The following is a 24,399-nucleotide window of genomic DNA, read 5'->3' as shown; positions in this document are numbered from 1 at the left end:
GTCAGTCCTTATCAAGGTACTCATGCCCGGTCGCAAACGGCGCCGGACACACATCGAGCCGGAAACCGGCTCGACTTCAACAATTCAACGGGCATGTCCTTATGCCCATGCAGCAGAAACTAGCCCGGTACGCGGCGGATCTTGGCGCCGAGCATCTGCAGTTTCTCTTCGATGCACTCGTAACCACGGTCGATGTGGTAGATGCGATCGATCAGGGTGTCGCCTTCGGCAATCAGTGCCGAGATCACCAAGCTGGCCGAAGCACGCAGGTCGGTGGCCATGACTGGCGCGCCCTTGAGCTTCTCGGTGCCGGTGACGATGGCGGTGTTGCCTTCGACCTGGATCTTGGCGCCCATGCGGTGCAGTTCGTACACGTGCATGAAGCGGTTTTCGAAGATCGTCTCGATCACGGCACCGGTGCCTTCGGCAATGGCGTTGAGGGAGATGAACTGCGCCTGCATGTCGGTCGGGAACGCCGGATACGGAGCAGTGCGCACATTGACGGCTTTTGGCCGCTTGCCGTGCATGTTCAGCTCGATCCAGTCTTCGCCGCAGGTGATTTCCGCGCCCGACTCCTTGAGTTTCTCAAGAACGGCTTCGAGGATGGTCGGATCAGTGTCCTTGACCTTCACACGACCGCCGGTCACGGCTGCCGCCACCAGGTAGGTGCCGGTTTCGATACGGTCAGGCATCACTTTGTAGGTGGTCGGGTGCAGACGCTCAACGCCATCGATGGTGATAGTGTCGGTGCCAGCGCCAGTGATCTTGGCACCCATGGCGATCAGGAAGTTCGCCAGGTCGATGACTTCAGGTTCGCGAGCGGCGTTCTGCAACACGCTGCGGCCCTTGGCCAGAGCGGCGGCCATCATGATGTTTTCGGTACCGGTCACGCTGACGGTGTCGAAGAAGAAGTGCGCACCGCGCAAGCCGCCTTCTGGCGCCTTGGCCTTGATGTAGCCGCCTTCGACGTCGATGACCGCGCCCATGGCTTCGAGACCACGGATGTGCAGGTCAACCGGACGCGAGCCAATGGCGCAACCGCCAGGCAGGGCGACTTCGGCCTCACCGAAACGAGCAACCATCGGGCCCAGCACCAGGATCGATGCACGCATGGTTTTCACCAGCTCATACGGTGCGATCAGGGTCTTGATGGTGCGCGGGTCGATTTCGACGCTGAGCTTCTCGTCGATCACCGGCTCAATGCCCATGCGGCCGAACAGCTCGATCATGGTGGTGATGTCGTGCAGGTGCGGCAGGTTGGCAACCGTTACCGGGCCATCGCACAGCAGGGTTGCAGCCAGAATCGGCAGGGCAGAGTTCTTCGCCCCGGAGATGCGGATTTCGCCATCAAGACGAACGCCGCCAGTAATAATCAATTTATCCATAAGAATCTCGACGCCCTTGGGCTCAGGTGCGCTCGGCCCAGGCCGCGCTGCTGAAAAATTTCATAGTGACCGCATGGATGCTGCCATCGGTGATCCATGGGTTCAAATGGGCATAGATCTGCTGCTGACGCTTCACCGGGCTCAACGCCGCCAGTTCATCGCTAATCACGTTCAGCTGGAAATTGCAGCCTTCGCCCTCAACTTCTACCAACGTTCCGGGCAGCTTTCCTTCAAGGAAGCTCTTCACTTCTACGGCCTGCATGCTCAACCTCAATCGGCGCCCTGTGCGCGCGGGTCGGACATCATACAAAAAAGCCCCGCGCCTGCGAACCCCGCGAAGCAGGACTCTGACGGGGGGCTTCTTTATAGATGCTGGTTAGGGATGCGCCAACAGCTCGGTCAATTCGCTGACCTGAGCGATTTCACGCATGTCTTCTGGCATCCCGCGGATGCTCAGCGCCTTGCCGGCCGCCTCTGCATCACGCATGAAGCACAGCAGCAGGGACAAGCCTACGCTGCTGGACTTCAACACTGCCGAACAATCAACCACCAGTTCGGCGGCCTTGCTGGACTTGATCAACGCCTGCCCCTGCTTGCGCAGGCCAGGGCCGGTGCGGTAATCCAGCATGCCGCTCAGTCGCAGCTCGCCGGTTTCGCTCATGCGAATGGCCGACACACTCATTGGGCAGACTTCTCGGTGGCGTCGGCGGTTTTTTCCTTGGCCTTGGCGACTTCCCCGGCCCAACCGTTGATGGTCTTGTCCAGGTCATTGCCATTGCGCTGCATCGCATCGGCGAACTGATCGCGGAACAGCTTGCCGATGTTGATGCCGTTGATGATCACGTTGCGCAGTTTCCACTCGCCACTGATCTTCTCGAGCGTGTACGACACGGGATAGATCGCGCCGTTGGAGCCTTTGACCGTCATGCCAACGCTGGTGCGGTCGCCCGACTCATCCTTGGCTGGATCGACGGTGATGCCCTGATTGTTGTACTCGAGCAAGGCGTTGCCATAGAACTGGAACAGGCCCCTTTTGAAGTTTTCTTCAAAAGTCTTCATCTGCGCCGGCGTGGCTTTGCGCGAGTATTTGACCGTCATGATGCTTTTGGAGATGCCTTCGGCATCCACAACAGGTCCGACGATGGTGTTCAGCGCCGTGTAAAAGTCTTGCGGATCCTGCTTGTACTTCTCTTTGTTGGCCGAAAGATCGGCCAGCATCCGAGTGGTGGTGTCCTGTACAAGATCATGCGCGGAAGGCGCCGCCACGGCGTTAGCCATCAACGGCAGGGCCGCGAGTAATACCAACAGGCCACGTCGCAAGGTAGAGATCATTCAAAAGCTCCTCATTTGGCGTCTTTGCTAACGGTATTGAGCAGGAATTTACCGATCAGGTCCTCGAGCACCAGCGACGACTGAGTGTCGTGAATGGTTCCACCATCCTTGAGCAAGCTTTCTTCGCCGCCCACGCTGATACCAATGTACTTCTCGCCCAACAGGCCAGCAGTCAGGATAGATGCAGTGGAGTCAGTCGGCAGGTTATCTACGCGCTTTTCCAGCTGCATCGTCACTCGACCGGTGAAACTGTCGCGGTCCAGATCGATCGCCGTGACCTTGCCGATGGTCACACCGGCCATGGTCACTTTAGCTCTGACCGTCAAACCGGCGATATTGTCGAAATACGCATAAAGTTTATAAGTATCGGTGGTGGCACTTGGGGACAGGCCACTGACCCGCAACGCTAGCAACAGCAAAGCCAGGATGCCAGCCAGCAAGAAAAGGCCGACACCGATTTCCAGGGTGCGGTTTTGCATCAGAAATCTCCAAACATCAAGGCGGTCAAAATAAAGTCCAGGCCGAGCACAGCCAAAGAGGCGTACACCACGGTTTTGGTAGTGGCACGACTGATCCCCTCGGAAGTGGGCTCGCAGTCATAGCCTTGGAATACGGCGATCCAGGTCACGACAAAGGCGAAGACGATGCTCTTGATGATGCCGTTGAGGACATCATCCGTGAACGTCACGCTGTTCTGCATGTTGGACCAGTAGGAACCTTCATAGACACCCAGCCAGTCGACGGCCACCCACGAACCGCCCCAGATACCCACCACGCTGAAAATCATCGCCAGCACTGGCAGGGAAATGAAGCCGGCCCACAGGCGCGGGGCAATGATGTACTTGAGCGGGTCGACCCCAATCATTTCCAGGCTGGACAACTGTTCGGTGGACTTCATGTTGCCGATCTCGGCGGTCAGCGCCGAACCTGCACGCCCGGCGAACAGCAATGCCGTGACCACGGGGCCAAGTTCACGCAACAGCGTCAGCGCAACCATCTGCCCGACCGCCTGCTCCGAACCGTAGCTGGACAGGATGTTGAAGCCTTGCAGCGCCAGCACCATGCCGATGAACACCCCGGAGACCACAATGATCACCAGGGACATCACGCCCACCGAATGCAGTTGCTTGATCAGCAGGCCAAAGCCGCCGCCGATACCACCGCGACCGAGCAAGGCATGAAACAGGAAAATCGCCGAACGACCGAACACCGCCAGCACATCGATGCCGCCGTGGCCGAATCGACGCACGCGTTCCAACAGTGAAATCTTGCGCATCAACGCTTCCCCAGAAGATCTGCGCGGTAATCCGTCGCTGGAAAGTGGTAGGCGACCGGACCGTCGGGATCGCCGGTCATGAATTGACGAATACGCGGTTCCTGCGAGTTCATCAGCTCCTCGGGAGTGCCCTGCCCCAAGACCTGGCCGTCGCCCACCACATAGATGTAGTCGGCGATGCTGGCGGTCTCGGCCAGATCGTGGGAGACCACGATACTGGTGATGCCCAGCGCATCGTTGAGCAAGCGGATCAGGCGCACCAACACGCCCATGGCGATAGGGTCCTGGCCGACAAAGGGTTCGTCATACATGAGGATCTGCGGATCGAGGGCAATCGCCCGCGCCAGCGCGACACGGCGCTTCATGCCGCCGGACAGTTCGTCGGGCATCAGGTCGATGGCCCCACGCAACCCCACGGCCTGCAATTTGAGCAGGACGATGTCACGGATCATTTCTTCCGGCAGCTCGGTATGAACGCGCAGCGGGAAGGCGACGTTCTCGAACACGTCGAGGTCGGTAAACAGCGCGCCGCTCTGGAACAGCACGCCCATGTGCTTGCGCGCATCGAACAGATCGCTGCGCGACAGCTTTGGCAGGTTCTGGCCATTGACCCAGACTTCGCCCTTGGTGGGCCGCAACTGTGCGCCCATCAACCGCAACAGCGTGGTCTTGCCACACCCGGAAGGCCCCATGATGCCGGTGACCTTGCCGCGCGGGATACGGATATCGACGTTATTGAAAATGCTGCGCGCACCGCGCTTGAAGGACAGTCCCTTCAGCTCGACCGCGTAGGCGTTATCGGCACTCATCTAAACTCCTTGCGATGCAGCCTCACACTCGGACGCCTGGCTCTCTGACGAAAGCACATACCTCCCCGGGCAGGCCGAACTGGCGGCGAACTATATCACTGCAAAGGCCAAGCGCCCAAGGCCCACGCCGGCCCATGTTCAGCAACTTGACAGGCAAAAAGCCTTGTTCAGAGGGGATTCGGTAACCGGGAATGACAAAGCGTGACGAACTTGCGTGAGGGTTTTGATCATTACCGCTATAATCGCCGCCTTTTCATCAGGCTATACGATTTCTGACATGAGCCAATCCAGCGACCTGATTCAATCTGCACAACGCACCATCCGCCTCGAACTGGAAGCCGTACAAGGCTTGCTGCCCCATATCGACGCAGATTTTGTACGCGCTTGCGAGATGATTCTGGACAGCAAAGGCCGCGTGGTCGTGGTCGGCATGGGCAAATCGGGGCACATCGGCAACAAGATCGCCGCCACCCTGGCCAGCACCGGCACCACGGCCTTTTTCGTGCACCCGGCCGAAGCCAGCCACGGCGACATGGGCATGATCACCCGCGACGACATCATCCTGGCGCTGTCGAACTCCGGTTCCACCAATGAAATCGTCACCCTGCTGCCCCTGATCAAACGTCTGGGGATCAAATTGATCAGCGTGACCGGCAACCCGGACTCGCCGCTGGCCAAGGCTGCCGAGGTCAACCTCAACGTTCACGTCGAGCACGAAGCCTGCCCGCTGAACCTGGCGCCGACCTCGTCGACCACCGCCGCGCTGGTCATGGGCGATGCCCTGGCCGTTGCGCTGCTGGAAGCCCGGGGCTTTACCGCTGAAGACTTCGCCTTTTCCCATCCCGGCGGCGCGCTGGGCCGACGCCTGTTGCTGAAAGTCGAAAACGTCATGCACGCCGGCCAGGAGCTGCCGCAGGTTCAGCGCGGCACGCTGCTCAAGGATGCGCTGATGGAAATGACCCGCAAGGGCCTGGGCATGACCGTGATCCTGGAAGCCGATGGCAAACTGGCCGGGATCTTCACCGACGGTGATTTGCGCCGCACACTGGACCGCAGCATCGACATCCACAGCGCCACCATCGATCAGGTCATGACCGCGCACGGCAAGACCGCTCGCGCCGAGATGCTCGCCGCCGAAGCCCTGAAAATCATGGAAGACCACAAGATCAACGCGCTGGTCGTGGTCGACAGCGAAGACCGCCCGGTCGGCGCCTTGAACATGCACGACTTGCTGCGTGCGGGAGTAATGTAATGAGCACGGACCTGCTGCAACGCGGCAAACAGATCAAACTCGCGGTGTTCGACGTCGATGGCGTGCTGACCGACGGGCGCCTGTACTTCCTTGAAGACGGCAGTGAATTCAAGACGTTCAACACCCTCGACGGCCAAGGCATCAAGATGTTGATGGCAGCCGGCGTGCAGACCGCTATCATCAGCGGCCGCAAGACCCCGGTGGTCGAACGTCGAGCGAAAAACCTCGGCATTCCACACGTTTACCAGGGGCGCGAAGACAAACTGGTGGTGCTCGACGAGCTTCTGGCTCAACTCAACCTAAGCTATGAACAGGTCGCCTATCTGGGCGACGATTTGCCGGACCTGCCGGTGATTCGTCGCGTGGGCCTGGGCATGGCGGTAGCAAACGCTGCCAGCTTCGTGCGTGAACACGCCCATGGCATCACCCTGGCCCGTGGTGGCGAAGGTGCCGCTCGCGAATTCTGTGAATTGATCCTGCGCGCCCAGGGCCGCCTCGATGCGGCCAACGCCGCGTACCTGTGAGCCCACTATGCTGAGCAAAAAGATTCGTAACATCCTGTTGTTCGGTTGCATCGCGGCGCTGTTCGCCGCGGTCGGCTACTGGAACATCAGCCCGGAACGCTTCCTCGACAAACCGGTGGTCACGGTCGATGAAAGCGCGATCGACTATTACGCCTTCAACGCCCACAGCGTGCAGTACCTGCCGGACGGCAAATTGCAGTACGAAATGACGTCCGACAAGGTCGAACACCTGAAAGCGAGCGAGGTGACGTTGCTGACCAACCCTGACCTGAACATGTTTCGCGGTACGCAGTTCCCGTGGCACATCCAGAGTGAGCACGGCGAAGTCAACCCGGACGGTACTCAGGTTGAGCTGATCGACTCGGTGCGCATCACCCGTTTCGACGAGAAAAACCGCAAAACCCTGATTACCACCACCCGAATGACGGTGTTCCCGCAGCAGCAATATGCGCAGACCGATCAACCCGTTAGAATCGACGGCGCTGGCGGTGTATCGACAGGCAACGGAATGAAAGCGTATTTGAAAGAAAGCAGGATACACCTGCTATCGAACGTAAGAGGACAGTATGAGGCTCGTTAAAACTCTCCCTATTTTGCTCAGTCTGGGCGCAGCACTGGGAAGCGTGAGCGCCTGGGCTCTGCCGAACGATCAAGAGCAGCCTATCCGCATTCAGGCCGACGACGCCCAACTGGACGACAAGAATGGCGTTGCCACCTATAAAGGTGACGTGATCATTACTCAGGGCACGATGAAGGTCACCGGCAATACAGTGACCATCACCCGTACCCCGGCTGGCGACATCGATGTGGTGACCTCGGTGGGCAACCTCGCCTACTTCGAGCAACTGCAAACGGCGGGCGACACCAAGCCTGTTCAGGGTTGGGGTGTAACTATCCAGTACCACGCCTCGCAAAACCGCGTCGTGCTGATCGACAAGGCAAAAGTTGTCGACAAGGACAACAACGTCACCCAAGGCGAGAAAATCGTCTACGACACCGAGAAAAAGCTGGCGAGCGCCGGGCGTGCGACGGGCAGCAAGGTCACCGAGGCGCGTCCTCGTATTGATATGGTGATCCAGCCCAAGCCGAAAAACGACGCGAAAAAGGCCCCGTAATGGCAACTCTGAAAGCTCAGCATCTGGCCAAGAGCTACAAGAGCCGCCAGGTCGTGCGTGACGTCAGCCTGTCCATCGACAGCGGTCAGATCGTCGGCCTGTTGGGTCCCAACGGCGCCGGCAAGACCACCTGTTTCTACATGATCGTTGGCCTGGTGCAGGCCGATCAGGGTCGCGTACTGATCGACGATCTGGACGTCAGCCACCAGCCGATGCACGGTCGCGCAAAGGCTGGTATCGGCTATCTTCCGCAAGAAGCGTCGATCTTCCGCAAACTATCGGTGGCCGATAACATCATGGCCATCCTCGAGACCCGCAAGGAACTCGACAAGGCCGAGCGTCGCAAAGAGCTGGAAAGCCTGCTGCAGGAATTCCACATCAGCCACATCCGCGACAACCTCGGCATGAGCTTGTCCGGCGGTGAACGTCGCCGGGTGGAAATCGCCCGGGCACTGGCCACCAACCCGAAATTCATCCTCCTCGACGAACCATTCGCCGGTGTGGACCCGATTTCGGTGGGCGACATCAAACAGATCATCTACCACCTCAAGGCCAAAGGCATTGGCGTGCTGATCACTGACCACAACGTCCGTGAAACACTGGATATCTGCGAAACCGCCTACATCGTCAACGATGGCCAACTGATCGCCGAAGGTGACTCCGCCACCATCCTGGCCAACGAACTGGTCAAGGAAGTGTATCTGGGCCATGAGTTCCGCCTGTAAGCGTTGAGGTGTCTGGCTGGTTGTCCGGGCGCTTGCCTCGATAAAAAATCAATACTTTTTTATTGTTACAGCGCTCTAGGCAAACGCTGCAGTTTCGGGCATATAATTTGCTTATGTTTGGCGCTCCGGCGCCCTGTAGTGGATGGCGCATGTGCGCCGGCGAATAAGGTGTTAAGCCCCTGCCATGAAACCATCGCTAGTCTTGAGAATGGGCCAGCAGCTGACGATGACACCGCAGCTGCAACAGGCCATCCGCCTGCTCCAATTGTCGACCCTGGACCTGCAACAGGAAATCCAGGAGGCCCTGGAGTCCAATCCGATGCTCGAACGCCAGGAAGAAGGCGACGACTTCGATAACGCCGACCCCTTGGCCGACAAAGCCGAGCAGCTCCCCAACGCCGACATTTCGGAACCCTCCTACCAGGAAACCGCCCCGACGGTGGATAACCTCGAGGAAGGCGACTGGAACGAGCGCATTCCCAACGAGCTTCCCGTCGATACCGCGTGGGAAGACGTCTACCAGACCAGCGCCAGCAGCCTGCCGAGCAACGATGACGACGAGTGGGATTTCACCACCCGCACATCCGCCGGTGAAAGCCTGCAAAGCCATTTGTTGTGGCAACTGAACCTGGCACCGATGTCCGACACCGATCGCCTGATCGCCGTGACCCTGATCGACTGCATCAACAATCAGGGCTACCTGGACGAAACCCTCGAGGAAATTCTCGAGGCCTTCGATCCGGAACTAGACATCGAACTGGACGAAATCGAAGCCGTCCTGCACCGCATCCAGCAATTCGAACCGGCCGGCATTGGCGCCCGCAACCTGGGCGAATGCCTGCTGCTGCAATTGCGCCAACTGCCTGCCAAGACGCCTTGGCTGGCCGAAGCGAAACGCCTGGTCACCGACTACATCGACCTGCTCGGCAGCCGTGATTACAGCCAGCTGATGCGTCGCATGAAGCTCAAGGAAGATGAACTGCGCCAGGTCATCGAGCTGGTGCAGAGCCTCAACCCGCGCCCGGGCTCACAGATCGAGTCCAGTGAAGCCGAGTATGTTGTCCCTGACGTGATCGTGCGCAAGGACAATGAGCGCTGGCTGGTCGAGCTGAACCAGGAATCAGTGCCACGGCTGCGGGTCAACGCCCAATACGCCGGTTTTGTCCGCCGCGCCGACACCAGCGCCGATAACACCTTCATGCGCAACCAGCTGCAAGAAGCCCGCTGGTTCATCAAAAGCCTACAAAGTCGCAACGAAACCCTGATGAAAGTGGCCACCCAGATCGTCGAGCATCAGCGCGGCTTCCTGGAGTATGGCGACGAAGCGATGAAACCGCTGGTGCTGCATGACATCGCCGAAGCGGTGGGGATGCACGAGTCGACGATTTCAAGGGTGACCACGCAGAAGTTCATGCATACCCCTCGGGGCATATATGAACTGAAATACTTTTTCTCCAGCCACGTCAGCACCTCCGAAGGCGGCGAATGCTCGTCCACAGCGATCCGCGCGATCATCAAAAAACTGGTTGCTGCGGAAAATCAGAAAAAGCCGTTGAGTGACAGCAAGATCGCTGGTTTACTGGAGGCACAAGGCATTCAGGTGGCTCGCCGCACCGTCGCCAAGTACCGCGAATCCCTCGGGATCGCGCCTTCGAGCGAACGCAAGCGGTTGATGTAGAGCCACGCCACAGCGTTCCAGTGGTAGATCATCTGATCTACCGCTTTATGCACTGGCAACGAAGGAGAAGCTGTATGCAAGTCAACATCAGTGGACACCAACTGGAAGTGACCGAACCTCTTCGCACCTACATCGGCGAAAAACTCCAACGATTAGAGAGGCATTTCGACAAGATCACCAACGTGCAAGTCACGATGTGCGTCGAAAAGCTGAAGCAGAAAATCGAAGCCACGCTGCATATTCCCGGCAGTGAGGTCGTCGCAAACGCGGAACATACAGATATGTACGCGGCGATCGACTTACTGACCGACAAGCTGGATAAACAACTCAAAAAGCATAAGGAAAAGACCCAAAGCCTCCTTCAGGGCGCGACCGGTCGTTAACACTCCCTACCCATGATCCGACTTGAAAGCATCCTGACCCCCGGCCGTTCCCTCGTGAACGTGCCGGGCGGCAGCAAAAAGAAAGCCCTCGAGCAAATTGCCAACCTTATCCATAAAGAAGTCCCGGATCTGGAGATGCAAGATGTCTTCGAGGCTCTGATTGCCCGTGAAAAACTCGGCTCGACCGGTTTTGGTAACGGCATCGCCATTCCCCACTGCCGTCTGAAAGGTTGTACGTCGCCTGTCAGCGCACTGATGCACCTCGACGCCCCCATCGATTTCGACGCCATCGACGGCGCCCCGGTTGACCTGCTGTTCGTTCTGCTGGTCCCGGAAGCCGCTACCGATGCCCACCTGGAACTACTTCGCCAGATCGCCAGCATGCTCGATCGAAAGGAAGTCCGCGAAAAACTGCGCAGCGCCTCGAGCAATGAAGCCTTGTATCAGGTTGTCCTGGACGAGCAAAACGGTCATTAATCATGCGCCTGATCATCGTCAGTGGCCGTTCCGGCTCAGGTAAAAGTACCGCACTCGATGTTCTCGAGGACAACGGCTACTACTGCATCGATAACCTCCCGGCCGGATTGCTGCCGGAACTGGCCGAGCGCGCGCTAATTCATACCGAGCTCGCTCAACCGCTGGTTGCTGTATCCATCGATGCGCGCAACCTGCCGAGTCACCTGTCGCGGTTTCCGGAATTGCTCGAAGAAGTCCGCAGTCGGCATATCAAGTGTGACGTGCTGTATCTGGACGCCGACGAAGAAACGTTGCTCAAACGCTTTTCGGAAACCCGCCGCCGCCACCCACTGAGCAACGCCAATCGCTCGCTGGCCGAGGCGATTCAGGACGAAAGTAATCTGCTGGGCCCGATCGCCGATCTGGCAGACCTCAAGGTGAACACCACCAACCTGAACCTTTATCAGCTGCGCGATACCATCAAGCTGCGCCTGCTGAACCAGCCGGAAGCCGGCACTGCGTTCCTGGTGGAATCTTTCGGATTCAAGCGGGGCATGCCGGTAGATGCGGACCTGGTGTTCGACGTGCGCTGCCTGCCCAACCCTTACTGGAAGCCGGAATTGCGCGACCAATCCGGTCTTGATCAACCGGTGGCCGAATACCTGGCGGCACAACCGGACGTCGAAGAGATGTTCCAGGACATCTCCACGTACCTGCTCAAGTGGTTGCCGCGCTTTGCCGCCAGCAACCGGGCTTATGTCACCATTGCCATTGGCTGCACCGGCGGGCATCACCGCTCCGTCTACCTGACCGAACGTCTGGGCCAGGTCCTGCAACAATCCCTGAAGAACGTCCAGGTTCGCCACCGCGACCTCAGCTAAAGGATTCACATCGCGATGCCTGCTCTGGAAATCGAAATCATCAACAAGCTGGGCCTGCATGCCCGCGCTTCGGCAAAATTCGTTGGCGTTGCCGGTGAGTTCAAGGATTGCACGATCCGGGTCGGACGTACTCCCGAGTCCATGGTAGACGGCAAAAGCATCATGGCCATGATGATGCTCGCTGCCGGTAAGGGAACAAAAATCCACCTGAGTACCGAAGGTGAACAGGCTGACGAGGCCTTGAAGGCGTTGGTGGATCTGATCAACGACTACTTTGGCGAAGGCGGTTAAGCACTCGCCTAGGCGAGCGCCGTATCCATCACCATCATCAAGCAAAACCCGATCAACAAGCCTAGACTCGCAAGCTTGTCGTGACCATTGCGCCGCGACTCTGGGATGACTTCATGGGTGACCACCAGCAACATCGCACCCGCCGCCAACGCCAACCCTAACGGCAACAGCAATTCGGCCAGGCTCACCAGCCAGGCGCACAACAACGCGAAGACCGGCTCCACAAGACCTGATGCTGCACCGATCAGGAATGCCTTGACCCGCGACATCCCCGCCCCTGCCAATACCAGCGCGATCACTAGCCCTTCCGGCACATCCTGCAACGCGATGCCCATGGCCAAGCTGTCAGCATCGGGCATTCCACCACCGGCCGAAACACCGACCGCCATGCCTTCAGGAATGTTGTGGGCAATGATGGCAAACACAAACAACCAGATCCGTGGCGGGATGACCGGCCGCTCCAGGGTTCCGACGAGCATTTCCGGCGAGGCGCCCGACACCTTACGGTCCACCAGAAACAGCCCGAACGCGCCGAGCATGATGCCGAAGCTGATCAAGCCGCTGGCCGCCCAGGGTGTCAGCCCCAGGCTTTCAGCAGCGGAAATCCCCGGAACGATCAGCGAAAACGCCGTCGCCGCGAGCATCACCCCGGCACCGAAACCCAGAAACGTATCGCTGACCGCCTGCGGCATGCGGCGAATCACCAGCACCGGAACCGCGCCCAACGCAGTGCCCAGAGCACAAATCGCCCCGCCCTGCAGTGCGCGCAAGAGTTTGGGTTCGAGATCCAGCCACGCCAGTCCATGGGCGACCAACAACGACATGCCCGCCAGCAGCAACAGCGATCCCAACGCGTAACGAAACATTCGTCCGCTGCCAATCGCCAGTGTTTCAGTGCCCATAGTCAGCCTTGAATTGTTTTTATAGAGGACTTAAACCAGCGCAGCCTGATAACGCGCAGCGACTTCAGGCCAATTGATAACGTTGTAGAACGCATTGATGTATTCCGGACGACGATTCTGATATTGCAGGTAGTAAGCGTGCTCCCAGACATCCAGGCCGAGGATCGGCGTATTGCCGTTCATCAACGGGCTGTCCTGGTTGCCGCTACTTTCCACAATCAGAGTCTTTTGCGGCGTAACGCTGAGCCAGGCCCAGCCACTGCCGAAGCGGGTCAGCGCGGCCTTGGTGAAGGCTTCCATGAAACTGTTCAGGCCACCCAGTTGCTCATCAATCGCCTTGGCCAGCGCACCTTCGGGTTTGCCGCCACCGTGAGGCGCCATCACTTCCCAGAACAGCGAATGGTTGGCGTGGCCGCCACCCTGATTGATCACCGCCGCGCGGAGTTTTTCCGGCAGCTGCTGGACACTGGCTACCAGTTTTTCCACCGACCACTCGGCAAATTCGGTGCCTTCGACCGCGGCGTTGAGGTTATTGATGTAGGTCTGGTGGTGCTTGGTGTAGTGAATCTCCATGGTCTGCCCATCGATATGCGGTTCCAGGGCATCGTAAGCGTAAGGCAGGGCAGGCAAGGTAAAAGCCATTTCAATGGACTCCATGATGTATAGGCGCAGGCGATGCGGTATCGGTGCGCAGCAAACGGTGGGTGCGCGGATATTCGCCGTGTTCGCTGATGAAATTCAGCAGTTCGACATAGGTTTTGCTGCTTTGGCGCAGCGCGGCTTCACGCAGTGCCGGGGCCAGGCGCGGGTCCTGCATGGTTTGCAACAACCGCTGATGGATCGCGCACAAGTATTCGGCGCTCTCCTCCGGCTGGTTCAGACGCAAATGCAGGTCCGCCAGGTTGTGGTGGGAAATCACGCAGGCCGCCACCGCTTCGTCGGCATCCGCCCAGCGCTCGAACAACACCTGGGCCAGGGCCAGGGCCTGCAAGTAAACCTCGCGGGCATCGACCAATTCACCCAGCATGAAATGGCGATTGGCCCTTTCGATCGTGCGTTTCCAGTGCTCCATGGTGAGCCTCCAAAGCGGTAGCGGTGATTACACGCCGCCTGCGGTGAGCTTCTCTGGGTTGAGTAATTCTTCCAGTTGGCTGCGCGTGAGGTCGGTGTGTTCCAGGGCGACATCGATCACCGGCCGCCCTTGCTGATAGGCCTTCTTGGCGATTTCAGCGGCTTTTTGGTACCCAATGATCGGGTTGAGTGCGGTCACCAGAATCGGGATGCGCGACAGCGCCTCTTTGATTCGCGATTCGTTGACCTTGAAGCTGGCGATGGCCTTCTCACCCAGCAGATGGCTGGCGTTGGCCAGCAATTCGATGCTGCTCAGCAGGTTCTGGGCGATGATCGGCAGCATCACGTTCAGCTCGAAATTGCCCGACTGACCGGCGATGGTGATGACCGTGTCATTGCCGATCACCTGGGCGGCGACCATGGCGGTGGCTTCCGGGATCACCGGGTTGACCTTGCCGGGCATGATCGAAGAGCCCGGCTGCAAGGCTTCGAGTTCGATTTCGCCGAGGCCGGCCAGCGGACCGGAGTTCATCCAGCGCAGGTCGTTGGCGATTTTCATCAACGAAACCGCTGTCGCTTTTAGCTGCCCGGAGACCGCCACCGCAGTGTCCTGTGAGCCGATCAGCGCAAACAGATCCTTGCCCGGCGTGAACTGAACGTGGGTCAGCTCGCTCAGCTGTTGGCTGAAACGCGCTGCGAATTGCGGATGTGCATTGACCCCGGTGCCGACCGCCGTGCCGCCCTGGGCCAGGGATTGCAGGCTCGGCAGCAGGTCCTGCAAATGACCGATGTTGGCCTTGAGCTGTTGCGCCCACCCATTGAGCACCTGGCTCATGCGCACCGGCATGGCATCCATCAGGTGTGTGCGACCGGTTTTGACGTGGTGGTGAACCTCTTCAGCCTTACGTTCGATCACCTGCACCAGCCGCACCAGCGCCGGCAGCAGTTGTTCATGCAAGGCAAGTGCAGCGCTGACATGGATGGTGGTTGGAATGATGTCGTTGCTGCTTTGACCGCAATTCACGTGGTCGTTAGGATTCACCGGCTCGCCGAGCAGGCGGCTGGCCAGGGTGGCAATCACTTCGTTGGCATTCATGTTGGAACTGGTGCCGGAGCCGGTCTGGAAGATGTCCACCGGGAAGTGCTGCATGAAGTCGCCCTGAAGCAGCCCCAGTGCCGCATCGACGATGGCTTTGCCCTGGGATTCACTGATTTGCTTGAGCTCGACGTTGGCCTGGGCGGCGGCGGCCTTGGCCAGGATCAACGCACGGATGAACTGCACGGGCATCGGTTTGCCGCTGATCGGGAAGTTATCCACCGCACGCTGGGTCTGCGCGCCATAGAGCGCATCCACCGGGACTTGAAGCTCGCCCATGCTGTCGCGCTCAATACGAGTCTTGTTCATCAGAAAATCCTTGCGCCAGTTCTATGAGAGGAATCGAGGGCTGCAACTCGCAGGTCGCCAGTTGCCAGGTGTAGCTTTGCCAGCGCTTGAGGCGGCATTTGCACAATGAGAGGCGTTCCAGATCGCGCAACGGCCGCCAGGCCTGGTCCAGACATAAGGTGCGCCAGTGCCAGGGCAGCGCGACTTCGGCGGCGGTGTCGAGTAACAGGCGGAAAGATGTTTCGGCGATGGTCCAGGGAGACGTTGCCGTGCAACAGGCGAGATACCGACCTTCGGCCAGGTAATGTTCGATCAGGCGAGGCTCGTCAGGGTCCATCGCGCAACGGATCTGGCGACTCATCCAGCGCCAGCTTTCGAGGTAAGGCTGCTCGTGCAAGGCAGAACTCATGATCCGGGCTCATTCGGTAATGAGATTTATTATTAGATGATAATGAGAACCAAAACAACCCCGAGAAAACCAACGCACAAAAAAGGCGCGCCACCCAACGATGGGTGGTGCGCCTTTTTGTGTAACGGCTAAGCGTTAGCTGCCGGCTACCGTCATCCGCTCAATCAACACCGAACCGGTGCGAATGTTACTGCGCAATTCCAGGTCATTACCGACGGCAACGATCTGCTTGAACATGTCGCGCATGTTGCCGGCGATGGTCACTTCCTGGACCGCGAACTGGATTTCGCCATTCTCGACCCAGTAACCCGCCGCGCCCCGGGAATAATCACCGGTGACCATATTCAGCCCCTGGCCCATCAGCTCGGTAACCAGCAAGCCACGCCCCATACGGCGCAGCAAGGCGGCCTGATCTTCATCACCATGGGTGACGAACAGGTTGTGCACGCCACCCGCGTTGGCGGTGCTCGGCATGCCCAACTTGCGGCCGGAGTAAGTGCCAAGGATGTAGGACACCAACTCGCCTTTCTCGACGAACGGTTTGGCGTAAGTTGCCAAGCCATCACCGTCGAACGCCGAACTGCCCATGGCGCGCATCAAGTGCGGACGCTCATCGATGGTCAGCCATTCCGGGAACAATTTCTGACCCAGCGTGCCTTCAAGGAAAGACGATTTGCGATAGAGGCTGCCGCCGGAAATCGCCGAGAGGAAGCTGCCGAACAAGCCACCTGCCAATTCCGCAGAAAACAGCACCGGCACTTCGCAGGTCGGTACCGGACGCGCGCCCAACCGGCTCGCGGCACGTTGCGCGGCACGTTGACCGATGCTCACCGGGTCGGCCAACAAGTTGCCCTGACGGTTCACGTCGTACCAGTAATCGCGCTGCATCTGGCCATCGGCCTCGGCGATCATCACGCAACTCAGGCTGTGACGGGTCGACGCATAGCCGCCGATAAAACCGTGACTGTTGCCGTAAACGCGGCAGCCTTGATGGGTGCTGAGGGTGGTGCCGTCGGCGTTCTTGATCCGGCTGTCGGCAGCAAATGCCGCGGCTTCACAGGTCAGCGCCTGCTCAATGGCTTGCTCTGGGGTGATGTCCCATTCATGGAACAGGTCGAAATCTTGCAGATCCCTGGCCATCAGCGCGGCATCTGCCAGGCCGGAAGCTTCGTCTTCGGAAGTGTGCTTGGCGATGGCCAACGCCGCCGCGACGGTTTCACGAATCGCTTCAGGACCACTGGCCGAGGTGCTGGCCGAGCCTTTGCGCTGACCGACGTACAAGGTGATGCCAAAGCCTTGGTCACGATTGAATTCGACGGTTTCGACTTCACGCTGGCGCACCGAGGTGGACAGGCCCTGCTCCAGGGATACAGCGACCTCACAGGCACTGGCCCCCTGACGCTTGGCTTCAGCGATGATCTGCTCGACTTGTTCTTGCAGTGCCGGCAACGCTTGTGGGCCGACGCTTTCAACTGCACTCATGCTGTTCTCCACTCAAATTCTGCTTTCGGCTGGGGCCTTCGAGCGACCGGGCCGGACAAGCGGCCCCCGACTGGTTATCATGGCGGCGTTTCTTTGCGGACGGCCACCATGGTTGATTCTTACGACGACTCCCTCGATACGGGAGAAAAAAGCAAATCCCAGGTTAAACGTGAGCTTCATGCTCTGGTTGACCTCGGCGAGCGCCTTACAACGCTCAAGCCTGACTTGCTGGCAAAACTGCCGTTGACCGACGCTATGCGCCGGGCACTGGCTGATGCGCCCAAGCACACCGCGAACATCGCGCGTAAACGGCACCTTATGTTCATCGGCAAACTGATGCGCGATCAGGACACTGACGCCATTTTGATGCTGCTCGATCAACTCGATGCCTCCACCCGGCAGTACAACGAACGTTTCCATGGCCTGGAACGCTGGCGCGATCGCTTGATCGCGGGCGACGATGCGGTCCTGGAGAAGTTCGTGCTCGACTACCCGGAGGCTGATCGTCAGCAGTTGCGCTCCCTGATCCGTCAGGCCCAGCACGAACTGGCGACCAACAAGCCACCGGCATCGAGCCGTAAAATCTTCAAGTACATCCGTGAGCTGGACGAGACTCAACGCGGTCTGCGTTAAATCTCGAATCGGGTGAGTCGCCAAGCGGCTCACCCGAAGCTCCATCTTTTTACGATCCTGTGCCACCCACAGTGATCGCATCGATTTTCAGCGTTGGCTGGCCGACACCCACCGGCACCGACTGCCCATCCTTGCCACACGTCCCCACGCCACTGTCCAGCGCCAGATCGTTACCGACCATCGACACCTTGCTCATGGCTTCCGGGCCGTTGCCGATCAACGTCGCGCCTTTGACCGGGGCGGTGATTTTGCCGTCTTCGATCAGGTACGCCTCGCTGGTGGAGAACACAAACTTGCCGCTGGTGATGTCCACCTGCCCGCCGCCGAGGTTGGCGCAATAGATGCCGCGCTTGACCGACTTGATGATTTCTTCCGGGTCGCTTTCGCCCGCCAGCATGTAGGTGTTGGTCATGCGCGGCATCGGCAAATGCGCATAGGATTCACGGCGACCGTTGCCGGTGCGGGCCACGCCCATCAGGCGTGCGTTGAGCTTGTCCTGCATGTACCCCTTGAGCACGCCGTTTTCGATCAGCGTGGTGCACTCGGTCGGGGTGCCTTCGTCGTCGACGCTCAGGGAACCGCGACGACCGGCCAGCGTGCCGTCATCGACGATGGTGCAGAGCTTGGACGCAACCATCTCGCCCATGCGCCCACTGTAGGCCGAACTGCCCTTGCGGTTGAAATCACCTTCCAGACCGTGGCCGACTGCTTCGTGCAGCAGCACGCCGGACCAGCCCGAACCCAACACCACTGGCAACGTACCGGCCGGCGCAGGAATGGCTTCCAGGTTGACCAGCGCCTGACGCAGCGCTTCACGGGCGTAGCCCATGGCGCGGTCATCGCTGAGGAAATAGCGGTAATCGGTACGACCGCCACCGCCATGACCACCGCGCTCGCGGCGACCGTTTTGCTCGACGATCACGCTGACGTTGAAGCGCACCAGCGGCCGCACATCGGCGGCCAGGCTGCCGTCGGTCGAAGCGACAAGAATGCGCTCCCAGACGCCGGCCATGCTCACGGTGACTTGCTGGATACGCGGATCGAGGGCGCGAGTCGCGACGTCAATACGTTTGAGCAGTTCGACTTTTTCCGCGCGGCTCATCACTTCCAGCGGGTTGTCCGGCCCGTACAACTGGGCGACGTCCGCCGTGGTGAACGCCTGCACCGTGCCATTCTGCCCGGCTCGGGAGATCGAACGCGCGGCGCGGGCTGCAGCGCCGAGGGCTTCGAGGGTGATGGCATTGCTGTAGGCGAAACCAGTTTTTTCACCCGATTGCGCACGCACGCCGACGCCTTGGTCGAGGTTGAAGCTGCCTTCCTTGACGATCCCGTCTTCCAGCGCCCAGGACTCGGAAATCTGCCCCTGAAAATACAGATCCGCGGCATCGATGCCCGGACCGGCCAGATCGCCGAGCACACCTTGCAGGCTCTCAATCGTTACGCCACCGGGCGCCAGGAGGTGTTCACTGACGGAGGACAACAACTCGCTCATATGTTTACGCCTTAAATTCGTCGTTCCGGGCAGGTCGCTGTGCGCCCTGCGAGAAAAAGCGCCGGTGACTGGACACCGGCATTCGCGCCCTGATGGACGCCTGTTCGTTGCTATCGCGTTCGGCCAGCAGCACGGCCTCGCCTTGATCCTGTTGTGCCAACACGCGCCCCCAAGGGTCGACGATCGCCGCGTGACCCCAGGTTTCCCTTGGTCCCGGATGCGTCCCACCCTGGGCGGCCGCGAGCACATAACATTGAGTCTCGATGGCCCGTGCGCGAATCAGCACATCCCAATGCGCCGCGCCGGTCACCGCGGTAAATGCCGACGGCGCGGTAATCAATTGCGCGCCCGCAGCCCGCAATTCGCTGTACAACTCCGGGAAACGCAGGTCGTAACACACTGTCAGGCCAACCCGGCCGACGGGCGTGTCCGCCACCACAACACCACTGCCGTAAGCATAGTCATCGGATTCGCGATAACGCCCGCGGGTGTCCGCCACGTCCACGTCGAACAGGTGCAGCTTGTCGTAGCGCGCCACCGTTTCGCCCTGATCATTGACCAGCAACGAGCAGGCATGCGCCTTGGACGTCGGATGGTCCACCGGCGGCAACGGCAACGTGCCAGCCACTATCCATAACTTGAGGTCGCGGGCGGTCTGTTTCAACCACGGCAGGATCGGACCTTCACCCAACGCCTCGGCGCGGCCGATGTCGGCAATGTCGCGACGGCCCATGGCGGCGAAGTTTTCCGGCAACACCGCCAGCTGCGCGCCACCGGCCGCTGCCCCTTCGAGCAGATGGCGAGCCCGAGTCAGGTTGGCCAGCACATCGCTCTGGCTGACCATTTGAATCACCGCAAAAGACATGGCCTTTTCCTTATCGGGAATCAACACAACCCTGTAGGAGCGAGGCTTGCCCGCGAAGGCATCTTGCCTGACACACCGCGGTGCGTCGATTCGCGGGCAAGCCTCGCTCCTACAAAGATCAGGGGCGAAGCATCAGAACCGAGGACCATGCTACTCCATAGATCTGGAGAGTGGCTTTTCAAAAAGGCTTGTCGAAGGTGATTTTCGGCTCTTTCCATGGGCCTTTGACGGTGTATTTGACGCTGGCGAAACGTGCCACGCGGTCACCGATCAGCTTGTCGATCAGGAACAGCGCGCCGCCGATGGCCGGTGCGCCGACAATCAATGCGGCAATCGGCAGGTTGTTGGTCACCGGCAAAGTCACCAGCAGTTTCGCGTCAACCTGGTCGGCCACCAGGTTCAGGGTACCGTTCAGTTCGATGTTGCTCGACGGGCCGGTCAGCAGGATCGGTTCCTTCGTCACATAAACACCGTTGGTCGCGACCAACAGACCTTTGACCCGGTCATAACTCAAGCCTTTGCCAAACAGGTCGGAGAAGTCCAGGCGCAGACGACGACCGATGGAATTGAAGTTGAGGAGGCCGAACACACGCAGGGCCTGGGCGCCGCCTTCGACCTCAACGAACTGGCCTTTATTCAACGAGGCATCAAGGGTGCCGGAGAAACGTTTGGTGGCCAGCCACGCCGGTGAACCGGGCCAGCGACCGTCGACATCCATGTGAAATTCTTCACTGGTGACGCTCGGCGCAAAGCCCCAGCCTTTCAGCACGTCAGCAAGATTCTTGCCGCTGATCCGCCCTTTGTACCAACTGCTGGAGCTGCCGGGTATGCCCTCCCAGCCGCCACTGCCCTGCAACAAAATACCCTTGAGGCCCAAGTCCAGCGTATTGAGCGCAATACCCTTGGCAGTCGGACGGACTTTCAGATACCAGGCGCCGACGAGGTCCTGCCCCTGGAACAGCTGATTGATGGTGATATCCAGCGCCGGGATCTTGGTCGGGTCCACCGAGGCCAGTGGATCCGGTGAGTTTTCGTCGGCGAGGACCGTCGGGTCGGGTGCCGGCAACCGCACGGTTTGCAGATTGATCGCAATCGGCGCGCCTTTCGCATCGGGGATGTTCGCGCTGCCCTTGACCTGTTGACTGTCGAGTTGCAAAGCCCACGCGGCCGGTTTGCGGTTTAACTGCACCGACGCCTGATCGAGCGTCGTGCCGACACCGCTGAGCTTGCCAACCTTGAAGTCCGCACTGCTGAGCAACTGCTTGGCACTGCCGCCCGGATCCTGGCCAGCGTACTTGTCCGCCAGACCCTTCCACGGCCCTACATCCAGTTCCGACAACACGCCGCGCACTCGCAGTCCTTTGGCGCCGGGCAGCACGGCACTGCCGCCGCCCAGAAACAACTCGCCACGACCGTCGGAAAAATTGCCGGGCGGCGCCGCAAACGTGAAGTCTGCCAGCTCACCATATTTGACCCAGTAGCGCCGCTCCGGCCCTTGCAGAGTCATGCGGAACGTGGTGTCGCGGCCGGCATCGGCGGTCATGCCGAACGGCGCCGGCAAGTCGATCGCCACGCCCTTGAGACTGGAATTGACCATCAACTGGCTGTCGGCGCCATCCAAGTTCAGTTGCAATTGATACGGGACCAGGCCGGATACCGGCAACGGCTGGGTGACGCTCAACCAGTCAGTGAGTTTCTTGACCTCGACCTGACCGGAGGCGGTGACGCGGGTCTTGAGGTTGCCCGCGCTGCCATCGGCAAAAATCTGTGCGGTGACCGGTTTATCGAAGGCGCGCGCGGTGATGTTTTGTCCGCTCAAGCCCTTGGCACTGTCGAAGCGGAAATCACCCTTGAGTTGCGTCAGCTCCAGGGAAGGCTCGGCCAGCTTCAACCGCGCCTTGGCGGTCTTGAAGTCGACGAGAATCTTCGGCTGCTCGCCTTTGACCAACGGAATATCCAGCTTCAGTTTGCCTTGCAGATCGCCCTCACCTTCCCAACCGGCGAAGGTGTCTGCGGTGCCGATCGGCGCTTCCTGAAGAATCTTCAGGCCGTCGCCCAATCCGCCGGAAAACCCACCGTCGAGGAACAGGTGAACGCTTTGACCTTCCGGTGCGTGGGGAATATTGACGTAAATGTCGCGAACCTGAGTGTCGAGCAACTGGCCTTTGCTGGCCAGGATCCGCACGCCACTGTCTTCAACAAACACATCACCCGTTACCTTGCTGACATGTGGCCAACCCGGCTGGAAGGCCAGTTCGGCATCGTGCACCTTGAAAAACAGGCTGATGCTGCGCGCCGTCTCGGCAGCACCATGGTTCAGCGAGCCCTGATACTGGAAAAAGCCCTGGTCCACCGCGCCTTTGAGAATCGCCGTGCGCAACCATTCGTCCAGCGCCGGGCTGAGCATGGTCGGCAGGTATTTGGCGGTGTAGCGACCGTCTCCGTCCACCAGGCCGACCCGCAGGTCCATGTAGTCTTCCTGGGTGTGGTCGAAATGCAGGCGGATCAGGAAGTCACCGGCAATTTTGCCCTCCTCCCCCAGCACCTTCAGGTACGGCGCGATCAGGGTGAAGCCTTCCTTGTCGAGCTTCCAGGTCAGCCGGGCGTTGGCCTGAATGTATGGCCATGGCTTGGCGAAAATCGGGTCCAGGTGCAGGACAAAGTCTTTGCTGTCCATCCGCAATTCGCCCTGACCGAGGTCACCGCTGATGCTGCCGCTGACATTTCTCGCTGCCGGAGCGCCGTGATACGCGTCGAAGCCGACCTGATCGAGGTTGGCAGCAAAGCTGAACTTGCTGTCATCGGTGGCATTGGGGCGCAGATCGATCAGCACATTACGCAGCCCACCGGTCACCTTGAGTCGTTCGACCGCGGTGGCAACGCCTTCCGGCAGCGGCCCCAAGGCGTTTATCAGCGGGGTGAGCGGGGTGAGATCGAGGCGGTCGGCTTGCAGATGCCAAAGCTCTTCAGCCTTGTCGGTGGCGGCGGTCTGTCGAAGTTGCAGGTGCGATTCCCAGCGGGTCTCGCCGAAGTTCATGGCCAGAGAGTCCAGGGTCACCAGCATGCCTTCGGTGCTGCGCTGGAAATAACCGTTGAGCGCCAGATTGTTGATCTGGATCGGCTTGCGTTCGGCGTAGGCACCCTTGAGTTGCGGCGCGTTCAAGCGAATGGCGCCGCTTTGCAGCGCGCCTTTGCCCCAGTTCACCCAGAGCTCGCCACCGGCCTTGAGCTCGGAGAAGTTCCATTGCCTGGTCAGCCGTTCGGGCAACCATTTCGACCAGTCGCTTTGCGGCAGGCTCAGGTAGGCCTCGGCTTCGCCGTCCTTCCACTGGCTGGCGCGAATACGCGTGTGCACACTCATGGCCACCGGTTGGCCGTCGGGCAGATTAAGACGGACATCGAGGCGCTGGCGGGAGACGCCGGTTTTCAGGTTCAGGCCAACGTAGGTCAGGGTCAGCGGCGGGTGGTCCAGCGGTTGCAAAGTCACCTGACTGTCGATCACCGACAGCTGCTGGACCATTTGCATGCGGTTGAGCAATTGCTCCGGATCAAGCGGCTGGTCCTGCTGCACCGGCAACCCTTCCAACGCCCAATGACCGTCCGCGCCTTCCTTGAGGCTGATCTTCAGGCCGTTGAGTTCCAGGTGGGCAATGCGCACTTCGCGAGCCAGCAGGCTTTCCCAAAGATCCGGCACCGCTCGCACCTGATCCAGGTGCAGGGCGTTGGCGCCCTCGCCGACCGTCACATCGTGCGCCAGCAAAATCGGCGCGAAACCGCTCCAGTTGCCTTCCAGCTTGCCGATCTGCAGCGGCATGCCCAACGCGGCGCTGGCTTTGGTTTCGACGTCGGCACGGTATTCGGCTACCAGAGGCGTCAGCTCCCGGCCGAGGCTGACGTACAACGCCATCAACACCAGGACCAACGCGCACAGGCCAAGACCCCAGCGGGTCAGTGCGGCCAAAATGCGTGTCAGACGTTCCATGTCAGTTGGCTCCCATGGCAAAAATACTGCAAAAAGCTGAGGCCAGCCGTTCTAGTAAGGGTGAAACACAGC

27 protein-coding genes are annotated in these 24,399 nt (G+C 59.7%); 11 read left to right on the top strand and 16 right to left on the bottom strand.

Translation table 11 applies throughout. The features are described 5' to 3' along the window. Window positions 1-119: 119 nt before the first annotated feature. The 7 genes from murA to ACA075_RS04365 all read right to left on the bottom strand — a co-directional run bounded on the left by murA (window position 120) and on the right by ACA075_RS04365 (window position 4,802). Complete coding sequence (murA, locus tag ACA075_RS04395) at window positions 120-1,385, bottom strand: UDP-N-acetylglucosamine 1-carboxyvinyltransferase (protein WP_010463300.1); 1,266 nt, start codon at window positions 1,383-1,385, stop codon at window positions 120-122. A 22-nt stretch (window positions 1,386-1,407) separates the two neighbouring features. Beyond that, window positions 1,408-1,647 (bottom strand): BolA family protein, encoded by a 240-nt coding sequence (locus ACA075_RS04390; protein WP_007912386.1) that lies wholly within the window; start codon window positions 1,645-1,647, stop codon window positions 1,408-1,410. Between the two features lie 114 nt (window positions 1,648-1,761). Next, window positions 1,762-2,067, bottom strand: a complete 306-nt coding sequence (locus ACA075_RS04385) for an STAS domain-containing protein (protein WP_010463303.1) — start codon at window positions 2,065-2,067, stop codon at window positions 1,762-1,764. Next, window positions 2,064-2,717, bottom strand: coding sequence for an MlaC/ttg2D family ABC transporter substrate-binding protein (locus tag ACA075_RS04380; protein WP_497297429.1), 654 nt, complete (start codon window positions 2,715-2,717; stop codon window positions 2,064-2,066). Before ACA075_RS04380 ends, ACA075_RS04385 begins: the two co-directional genes overlap by 4 nt. A gap of 11 nt (window positions 2,718-2,728) precedes the next feature. Continuing rightward, on the bottom strand, window positions 2,729-3,196 hold the full coding sequence (gene mlaD, locus ACA075_RS04375) for an outer membrane lipid asymmetry maintenance protein MlaD (RefSeq protein ID WP_497297428.1): 468 nt from the start codon (window positions 3,194-3,196) through the stop codon (window positions 2,729-2,731). Beyond that, window positions 3,196-3,993: a lipid asymmetry maintenance ABC transporter permease subunit MlaE gene (mlaE, locus tag ACA075_RS04370; protein WP_219095728.1), complete on the bottom strand. Its 798-nt coding sequence runs from the start codon at window positions 3,991-3,993 to the stop codon at window positions 3,196-3,198. Before mlaE ends, mlaD begins: the two co-directional genes overlap by 1 nt. After that, the gene (locus ACA075_RS04365) at window positions 3,993-4,802 is read right to left on the bottom strand and encodes an ATP-binding cassette domain-containing protein (RefSeq protein ID WP_131061203.1); all 810 of its coding nucleotides are present in this window, start codon (window positions 4,800-4,802) and stop codon (window positions 3,993-3,995) included. The genes mlaE and ACA075_RS04365 overlap by 1 nt, the downstream gene beginning before the upstream one ends. Window positions 4,803-5,079: 277 nt before the next feature. Between ACA075_RS04365 and ACA075_RS04360 the strand changes: the two genes are divergently transcribed. The 10 genes from ACA075_RS04360 (at window position 5,080) to ACA075_RS04315 (ending at window position 12,107) form a co-directional block, all read left to right on the top strand. Then, a complete protein-coding gene (locus tag ACA075_RS04360) occupies window positions 5,080-6,054 on the top strand; it encodes a KpsF/GutQ family sugar-phosphate isomerase (protein ID WP_010463314.1) in 975 nt (324 codons plus the stop codon). Then, entirely contained in the window at window positions 6,054-6,578 is a 525-nt protein-coding gene (locus tag ACA075_RS04355; RefSeq protein ID WP_109627988.1) for a KdsC family phosphatase, read from the top strand. Before ACA075_RS04360 ends, ACA075_RS04355 begins: the two co-directional genes overlap by 1 nt. A gap of 7 nt (window positions 6,579-6,585) precedes the next feature. After that, window positions 6,586-7,158 (top strand): LPS export ABC transporter periplasmic protein LptC, encoded by a 573-nt coding sequence (gene lptC, locus ACA075_RS04350; protein ID WP_497297427.1) that lies wholly within the window; start codon window positions 6,586-6,588, stop codon window positions 7,156-7,158. After that, window positions 7,145-7,693 carry a lipopolysaccharide transport periplasmic protein LptA gene (gene lptA / locus ACA075_RS04345; RefSeq protein WP_497297426.1) on the top strand — a complete coding sequence of 183 codons (549 nt, stop codon included), beginning with the start codon at window positions 7,145-7,147 and terminating at the stop codon, window positions 7,691-7,693. The genes lptC and lptA overlap by 14 nt, the downstream gene beginning before the upstream one ends. After that, window positions 7,693-8,418 (top strand): LPS export ABC transporter ATP-binding protein, encoded by a 726-nt coding sequence (gene lptB, locus ACA075_RS04340; RefSeq protein WP_010463322.1) that lies wholly within the window; start codon window positions 7,693-7,695, stop codon window positions 8,416-8,418. Before lptA ends, lptB begins: the two co-directional genes overlap by 1 nt. Window positions 8,419-8,602: 184 nt before the next feature. Then, window positions 8,603-10,096 (top strand): RNA polymerase factor sigma-54, encoded by a 1,494-nt coding sequence (locus ACA075_RS04335; RefSeq protein ID WP_010463324.1) that lies wholly within the window; start codon window positions 8,603-8,605, stop codon window positions 10,094-10,096. A gap of 74 nt (window positions 10,097-10,170) precedes the next feature. After that, complete coding sequence (gene hpf, locus ACA075_RS04330) at window positions 10,171-10,479, top strand: ribosome hibernation-promoting factor, HPF/YfiA family (protein ID WP_497297425.1); 309 nt, start codon at window positions 10,171-10,173, stop codon at window positions 10,477-10,479. A gap of 12 nt (window positions 10,480-10,491) precedes the next feature. Then, window positions 10,492-10,956: a PTS IIA-like nitrogen regulatory protein PtsN gene (gene ptsN / locus ACA075_RS04325; protein WP_497297424.1), complete on the top strand. Its 465-nt coding sequence runs from the start codon at window positions 10,492-10,494 to the stop codon at window positions 10,954-10,956. A 2-nt stretch (window positions 10,957-10,958) separates the two neighbouring features. Beyond that, a complete protein-coding gene (gene rapZ / locus ACA075_RS04320) occupies window positions 10,959-11,816 on the top strand; it encodes an RNase adapter RapZ (protein ID WP_497297422.1) in 858 nt (285 codons plus the stop codon). Between the two features lie 15 nt (window positions 11,817-11,831). Beyond that, complete coding sequence (locus ACA075_RS04315; protein ID WP_219095722.1) at window positions 11,832-12,107, top strand: HPr family phosphocarrier protein; 276 nt, start codon at window positions 11,832-11,834, stop codon at window positions 12,105-12,107. Window positions 12,108-12,115: 8 nt separating this feature from the next. On the opposite strand, the gene ACA075_RS04310 is transcribed toward ACA075_RS04315, so the two are convergent. The 6 genes from ACA075_RS04310 to pmbA all read right to left on the bottom strand — a co-directional run bounded on the left by ACA075_RS04310 (window position 12,116) and on the right by pmbA (window position 17,355). Continuing rightward, on the bottom strand, window positions 12,116-13,009 hold the full coding sequence (locus tag ACA075_RS04310; protein ID WP_497297421.1) for a ZIP family metal transporter: 894 nt from the start codon (window positions 13,007-13,009) through the stop codon (window positions 12,116-12,118). A 30-nt stretch (window positions 13,010-13,039) separates the two neighbouring features. Next, on the bottom strand, window positions 13,040-13,651 hold the full coding sequence (locus tag ACA075_RS04305; RefSeq protein WP_497297420.1) for a superoxide dismutase: 612 nt from the start codon (window positions 13,649-13,651) through the stop codon (window positions 13,040-13,042). A 1-nt stretch (window position 13,652) separates the two neighbouring features. Then, complete coding sequence (locus ACA075_RS04300; RefSeq protein ID WP_497297419.1) at window positions 13,653-14,081, bottom strand: DUF2753 family protein; 429 nt, start codon at window positions 14,079-14,081, stop codon at window positions 13,653-13,655. 27 nt (window positions 14,082-14,108) lie between these two features. Continuing rightward, the gene (locus ACA075_RS04295; RefSeq protein WP_497297418.1) at window positions 14,109-15,485 is read right to left on the bottom strand and encodes a class II fumarate hydratase; all 1,377 of its coding nucleotides are present in this window, start codon (window positions 15,483-15,485) and stop codon (window positions 14,109-14,111) included. Further along, window positions 15,466-15,873 carry a FagA protein gene (locus ACA075_RS04290; protein ID WP_497297417.1) on the bottom strand — a complete coding sequence of 136 codons (408 nt, stop codon included), beginning with the start codon at window positions 15,871-15,873 and terminating at the stop codon, window positions 15,466-15,468. The genes ACA075_RS04295 and ACA075_RS04290 overlap by 20 nt, the downstream gene beginning before the upstream one ends. A gap of 135 nt (window positions 15,874-16,008) precedes the next feature. After that, a complete protein-coding gene (pmbA, locus tag ACA075_RS04285) occupies window positions 16,009-17,355 on the bottom strand; it encodes a metalloprotease PmbA (RefSeq protein ID WP_010463346.1) in 1,347 nt (448 codons plus the stop codon). Between the two features lie 108 nt (window positions 17,356-17,463). Here pmbA and yjgA point away from each other — a divergent pair, with 108 nt between their 5' ends. Continuing rightward, on the top strand, window positions 17,464-17,988 hold the full coding sequence (yjgA, locus tag ACA075_RS04280; RefSeq protein ID WP_054049927.1) for a ribosome biogenesis factor YjgA: 525 nt from the start codon (window positions 17,464-17,466) through the stop codon (window positions 17,986-17,988). 49 nt (window positions 17,989-18,037) lie between these two features. Here the strand turns inward: yjgA and tldD are convergent, their stop codons facing one another. The 3 genes from tldD to ACA075_RS04265 all read right to left on the bottom strand — a co-directional run bounded on the left by tldD (window position 18,038) and on the right by ACA075_RS04265 (window position 24,327). Beyond that, window positions 18,038-19,480: a metalloprotease TldD gene (tldD, locus tag ACA075_RS04275; protein ID WP_497297416.1), complete on the bottom strand. Its 1,443-nt coding sequence runs from the start codon at window positions 19,478-19,480 to the stop codon at window positions 18,038-18,040. A gap of 4 nt (window positions 19,481-19,484) precedes the next feature. After that, window positions 19,485-20,345, bottom strand: a complete 861-nt coding sequence (locus tag ACA075_RS04270; protein ID WP_497297415.1) for a carbon-nitrogen hydrolase family protein — start codon at window positions 20,343-20,345, stop codon at window positions 19,485-19,487. A 178-nt stretch (window positions 20,346-20,523) separates the two neighbouring features. Next, window positions 20,524-24,327, bottom strand: a complete 3,804-nt coding sequence (locus ACA075_RS04265) for a YhdP family protein (RefSeq protein ID WP_497297414.1) — start codon at window positions 24,325-24,327, stop codon at window positions 20,524-20,526. Between the last annotated feature and the right edge of the window lie 72 nt (window positions 24,328-24,399).

This window comes from Pseudomonas sp. LBUM1663 (assembly GCF_059695905.1).
Note: the sequence above shows the minus strand (reverse complement) of the source record. Positions and strands in the feature narration are given on the sequence as shown.

What these genes read in the sequence shown, in the direction of transcription:
- murA (WP_010463300.1), bottom strand. Translation starts at nt 1,385, where the DNA reads ATGGATAAATTGATTATTACTGGCGGCGTTCGTCTTGATGGCGAAATC.
- ACA075_RS04390 (WP_007912386.1), bottom strand. Translation starts at nt 1,647, where the DNA reads ATGCAGGCCGTAGAAGTGAAGAGCTTCCTTGAAGGAAAGCTGCCCGGA.
- ACA075_RS04385 (WP_010463303.1), bottom strand. Translation starts at nt 2,067, where the DNA reads ATGAGTGTGTCGGCCATTCGCATGAGCGAAACCGGCGAGCTGCGACTG.
- ACA075_RS04380 (WP_497297429.1), bottom strand. Translation starts at nt 2,717, where the DNA reads ATGATCTCTACCTTGCGACGTGGCCTGTTGGTATTACTCGCGGCCCTG.
- mlaD (WP_497297428.1), bottom strand. Translation starts at nt 3,196, where the DNA reads ATGCAAAACCGCACCCTGGAAATCGGTGTCGGCCTTTTCTTGCTGGCT.
- mlaE (WP_219095728.1), bottom strand. Translation starts at nt 3,993, where the DNA reads ATGCGCAAGATTTCACTGTTGGAACGCGTGCGTCGATTCGGCCACGGC.
- ACA075_RS04365 (WP_131061203.1), bottom strand. Translation starts at nt 4,802, where the DNA reads ATGAGTGCCGATAACGCCTACGCGGTCGAGCTGAAGGGACTGTCCTTC.
- ACA075_RS04360 (WP_010463314.1), top strand. Translation starts at nt 5,080, where the DNA reads ATGAGCCAATCCAGCGACCTGATTCAATCTGCACAACGCACCATCCGC.
- ACA075_RS04355 (WP_109627988.1), top strand. Translation starts at nt 6,054, where the DNA reads ATGAGCACGGACCTGCTGCAACGCGGCAAACAGATCAAACTCGCGGTG.
- lptC (WP_497297427.1), top strand. Translation starts at nt 6,586, where the DNA reads ATGCTGAGCAAAAAGATTCGTAACATCCTGTTGTTCGGTTGCATCGCG.
- lptA (WP_497297426.1), top strand. Translation starts at nt 7,145, where the DNA reads ATGAGGCTCGTTAAAACTCTCCCTATTTTGCTCAGTCTGGGCGCAGCA.
- lptB (WP_010463322.1), top strand. Translation starts at nt 7,693, where the DNA reads ATGGCAACTCTGAAAGCTCAGCATCTGGCCAAGAGCTACAAGAGCCGC.
- ACA075_RS04335 (WP_010463324.1), top strand. Translation starts at nt 8,603, where the DNA reads ATGAAACCATCGCTAGTCTTGAGAATGGGCCAGCAGCTGACGATGACA.
- hpf (WP_497297425.1), top strand. Translation starts at nt 10,171, where the DNA reads ATGCAAGTCAACATCAGTGGACACCAACTGGAAGTGACCGAACCTCTT.
- ptsN (WP_497297424.1), top strand. Translation starts at nt 10,492, where the DNA reads ATGATCCGACTTGAAAGCATCCTGACCCCCGGCCGTTCCCTCGTGAAC.
- rapZ (WP_497297422.1), top strand. Translation starts at nt 10,959, where the DNA reads ATGCGCCTGATCATCGTCAGTGGCCGTTCCGGCTCAGGTAAAAGTACC.
- ACA075_RS04315 (WP_219095722.1), top strand. Translation starts at nt 11,832, where the DNA reads ATGCCTGCTCTGGAAATCGAAATCATCAACAAGCTGGGCCTGCATGCC.
- ACA075_RS04310 (WP_497297421.1), bottom strand. Translation starts at nt 13,009, where the DNA reads ATGGGCACTGAAACACTGGCGATTGGCAGCGGACGAATGTTTCGTTAC.
- ACA075_RS04305 (WP_497297420.1), bottom strand. Translation starts at nt 13,651, where the DNA reads ATGGCTTTTACCTTGCCTGCCCTGCCTTACGCTTACGATGCCCTGGAA.
- ACA075_RS04300 (WP_497297419.1), bottom strand. Translation starts at nt 14,081, where the DNA reads ATGGAGCACTGGAAACGCACGATCGAAAGGGCCAATCGCCATTTCATG.
- ACA075_RS04295 (WP_497297418.1), bottom strand. Translation starts at nt 15,485, where the DNA reads ATGAACAAGACTCGTATTGAGCGCGACAGCATGGGCGAGCTTCAAGTC.
- ACA075_RS04290 (WP_497297417.1), bottom strand. Translation starts at nt 15,873, where the DNA reads ATGAGTTCTGCCTTGCACGAGCAGCCTTACCTCGAAAGCTGGCGCTGG.
- pmbA (WP_010463346.1), bottom strand. Translation starts at nt 17,355, where the DNA reads ATGAGTGCAGTTGAAAGCGTCGGCCCACAAGCGTTGCCGGCACTGCAA.
- yjgA (WP_054049927.1), top strand. Translation starts at nt 17,464, where the DNA reads ATGGTTGATTCTTACGACGACTCCCTCGATACGGGAGAAAAAAGCAAA.
- tldD (WP_497297416.1), bottom strand. Translation starts at nt 19,480, where the DNA reads ATGAGCGAGTTGTTGTCCTCCGTCAGTGAACACCTCCTGGCGCCCGGT.
- ACA075_RS04270 (WP_497297415.1), bottom strand. Translation starts at nt 20,345, where the DNA reads ATGTCTTTTGCGGTGATTCAAATGGTCAGCCAGAGCGATGTGCTGGCC.
- ACA075_RS04265 (WP_497297414.1), bottom strand. Translation starts at nt 24,327, where the DNA reads ATGGAACGTCTGACACGCATTTTGGCCGCACTGACCCGCTGGGGTCTT.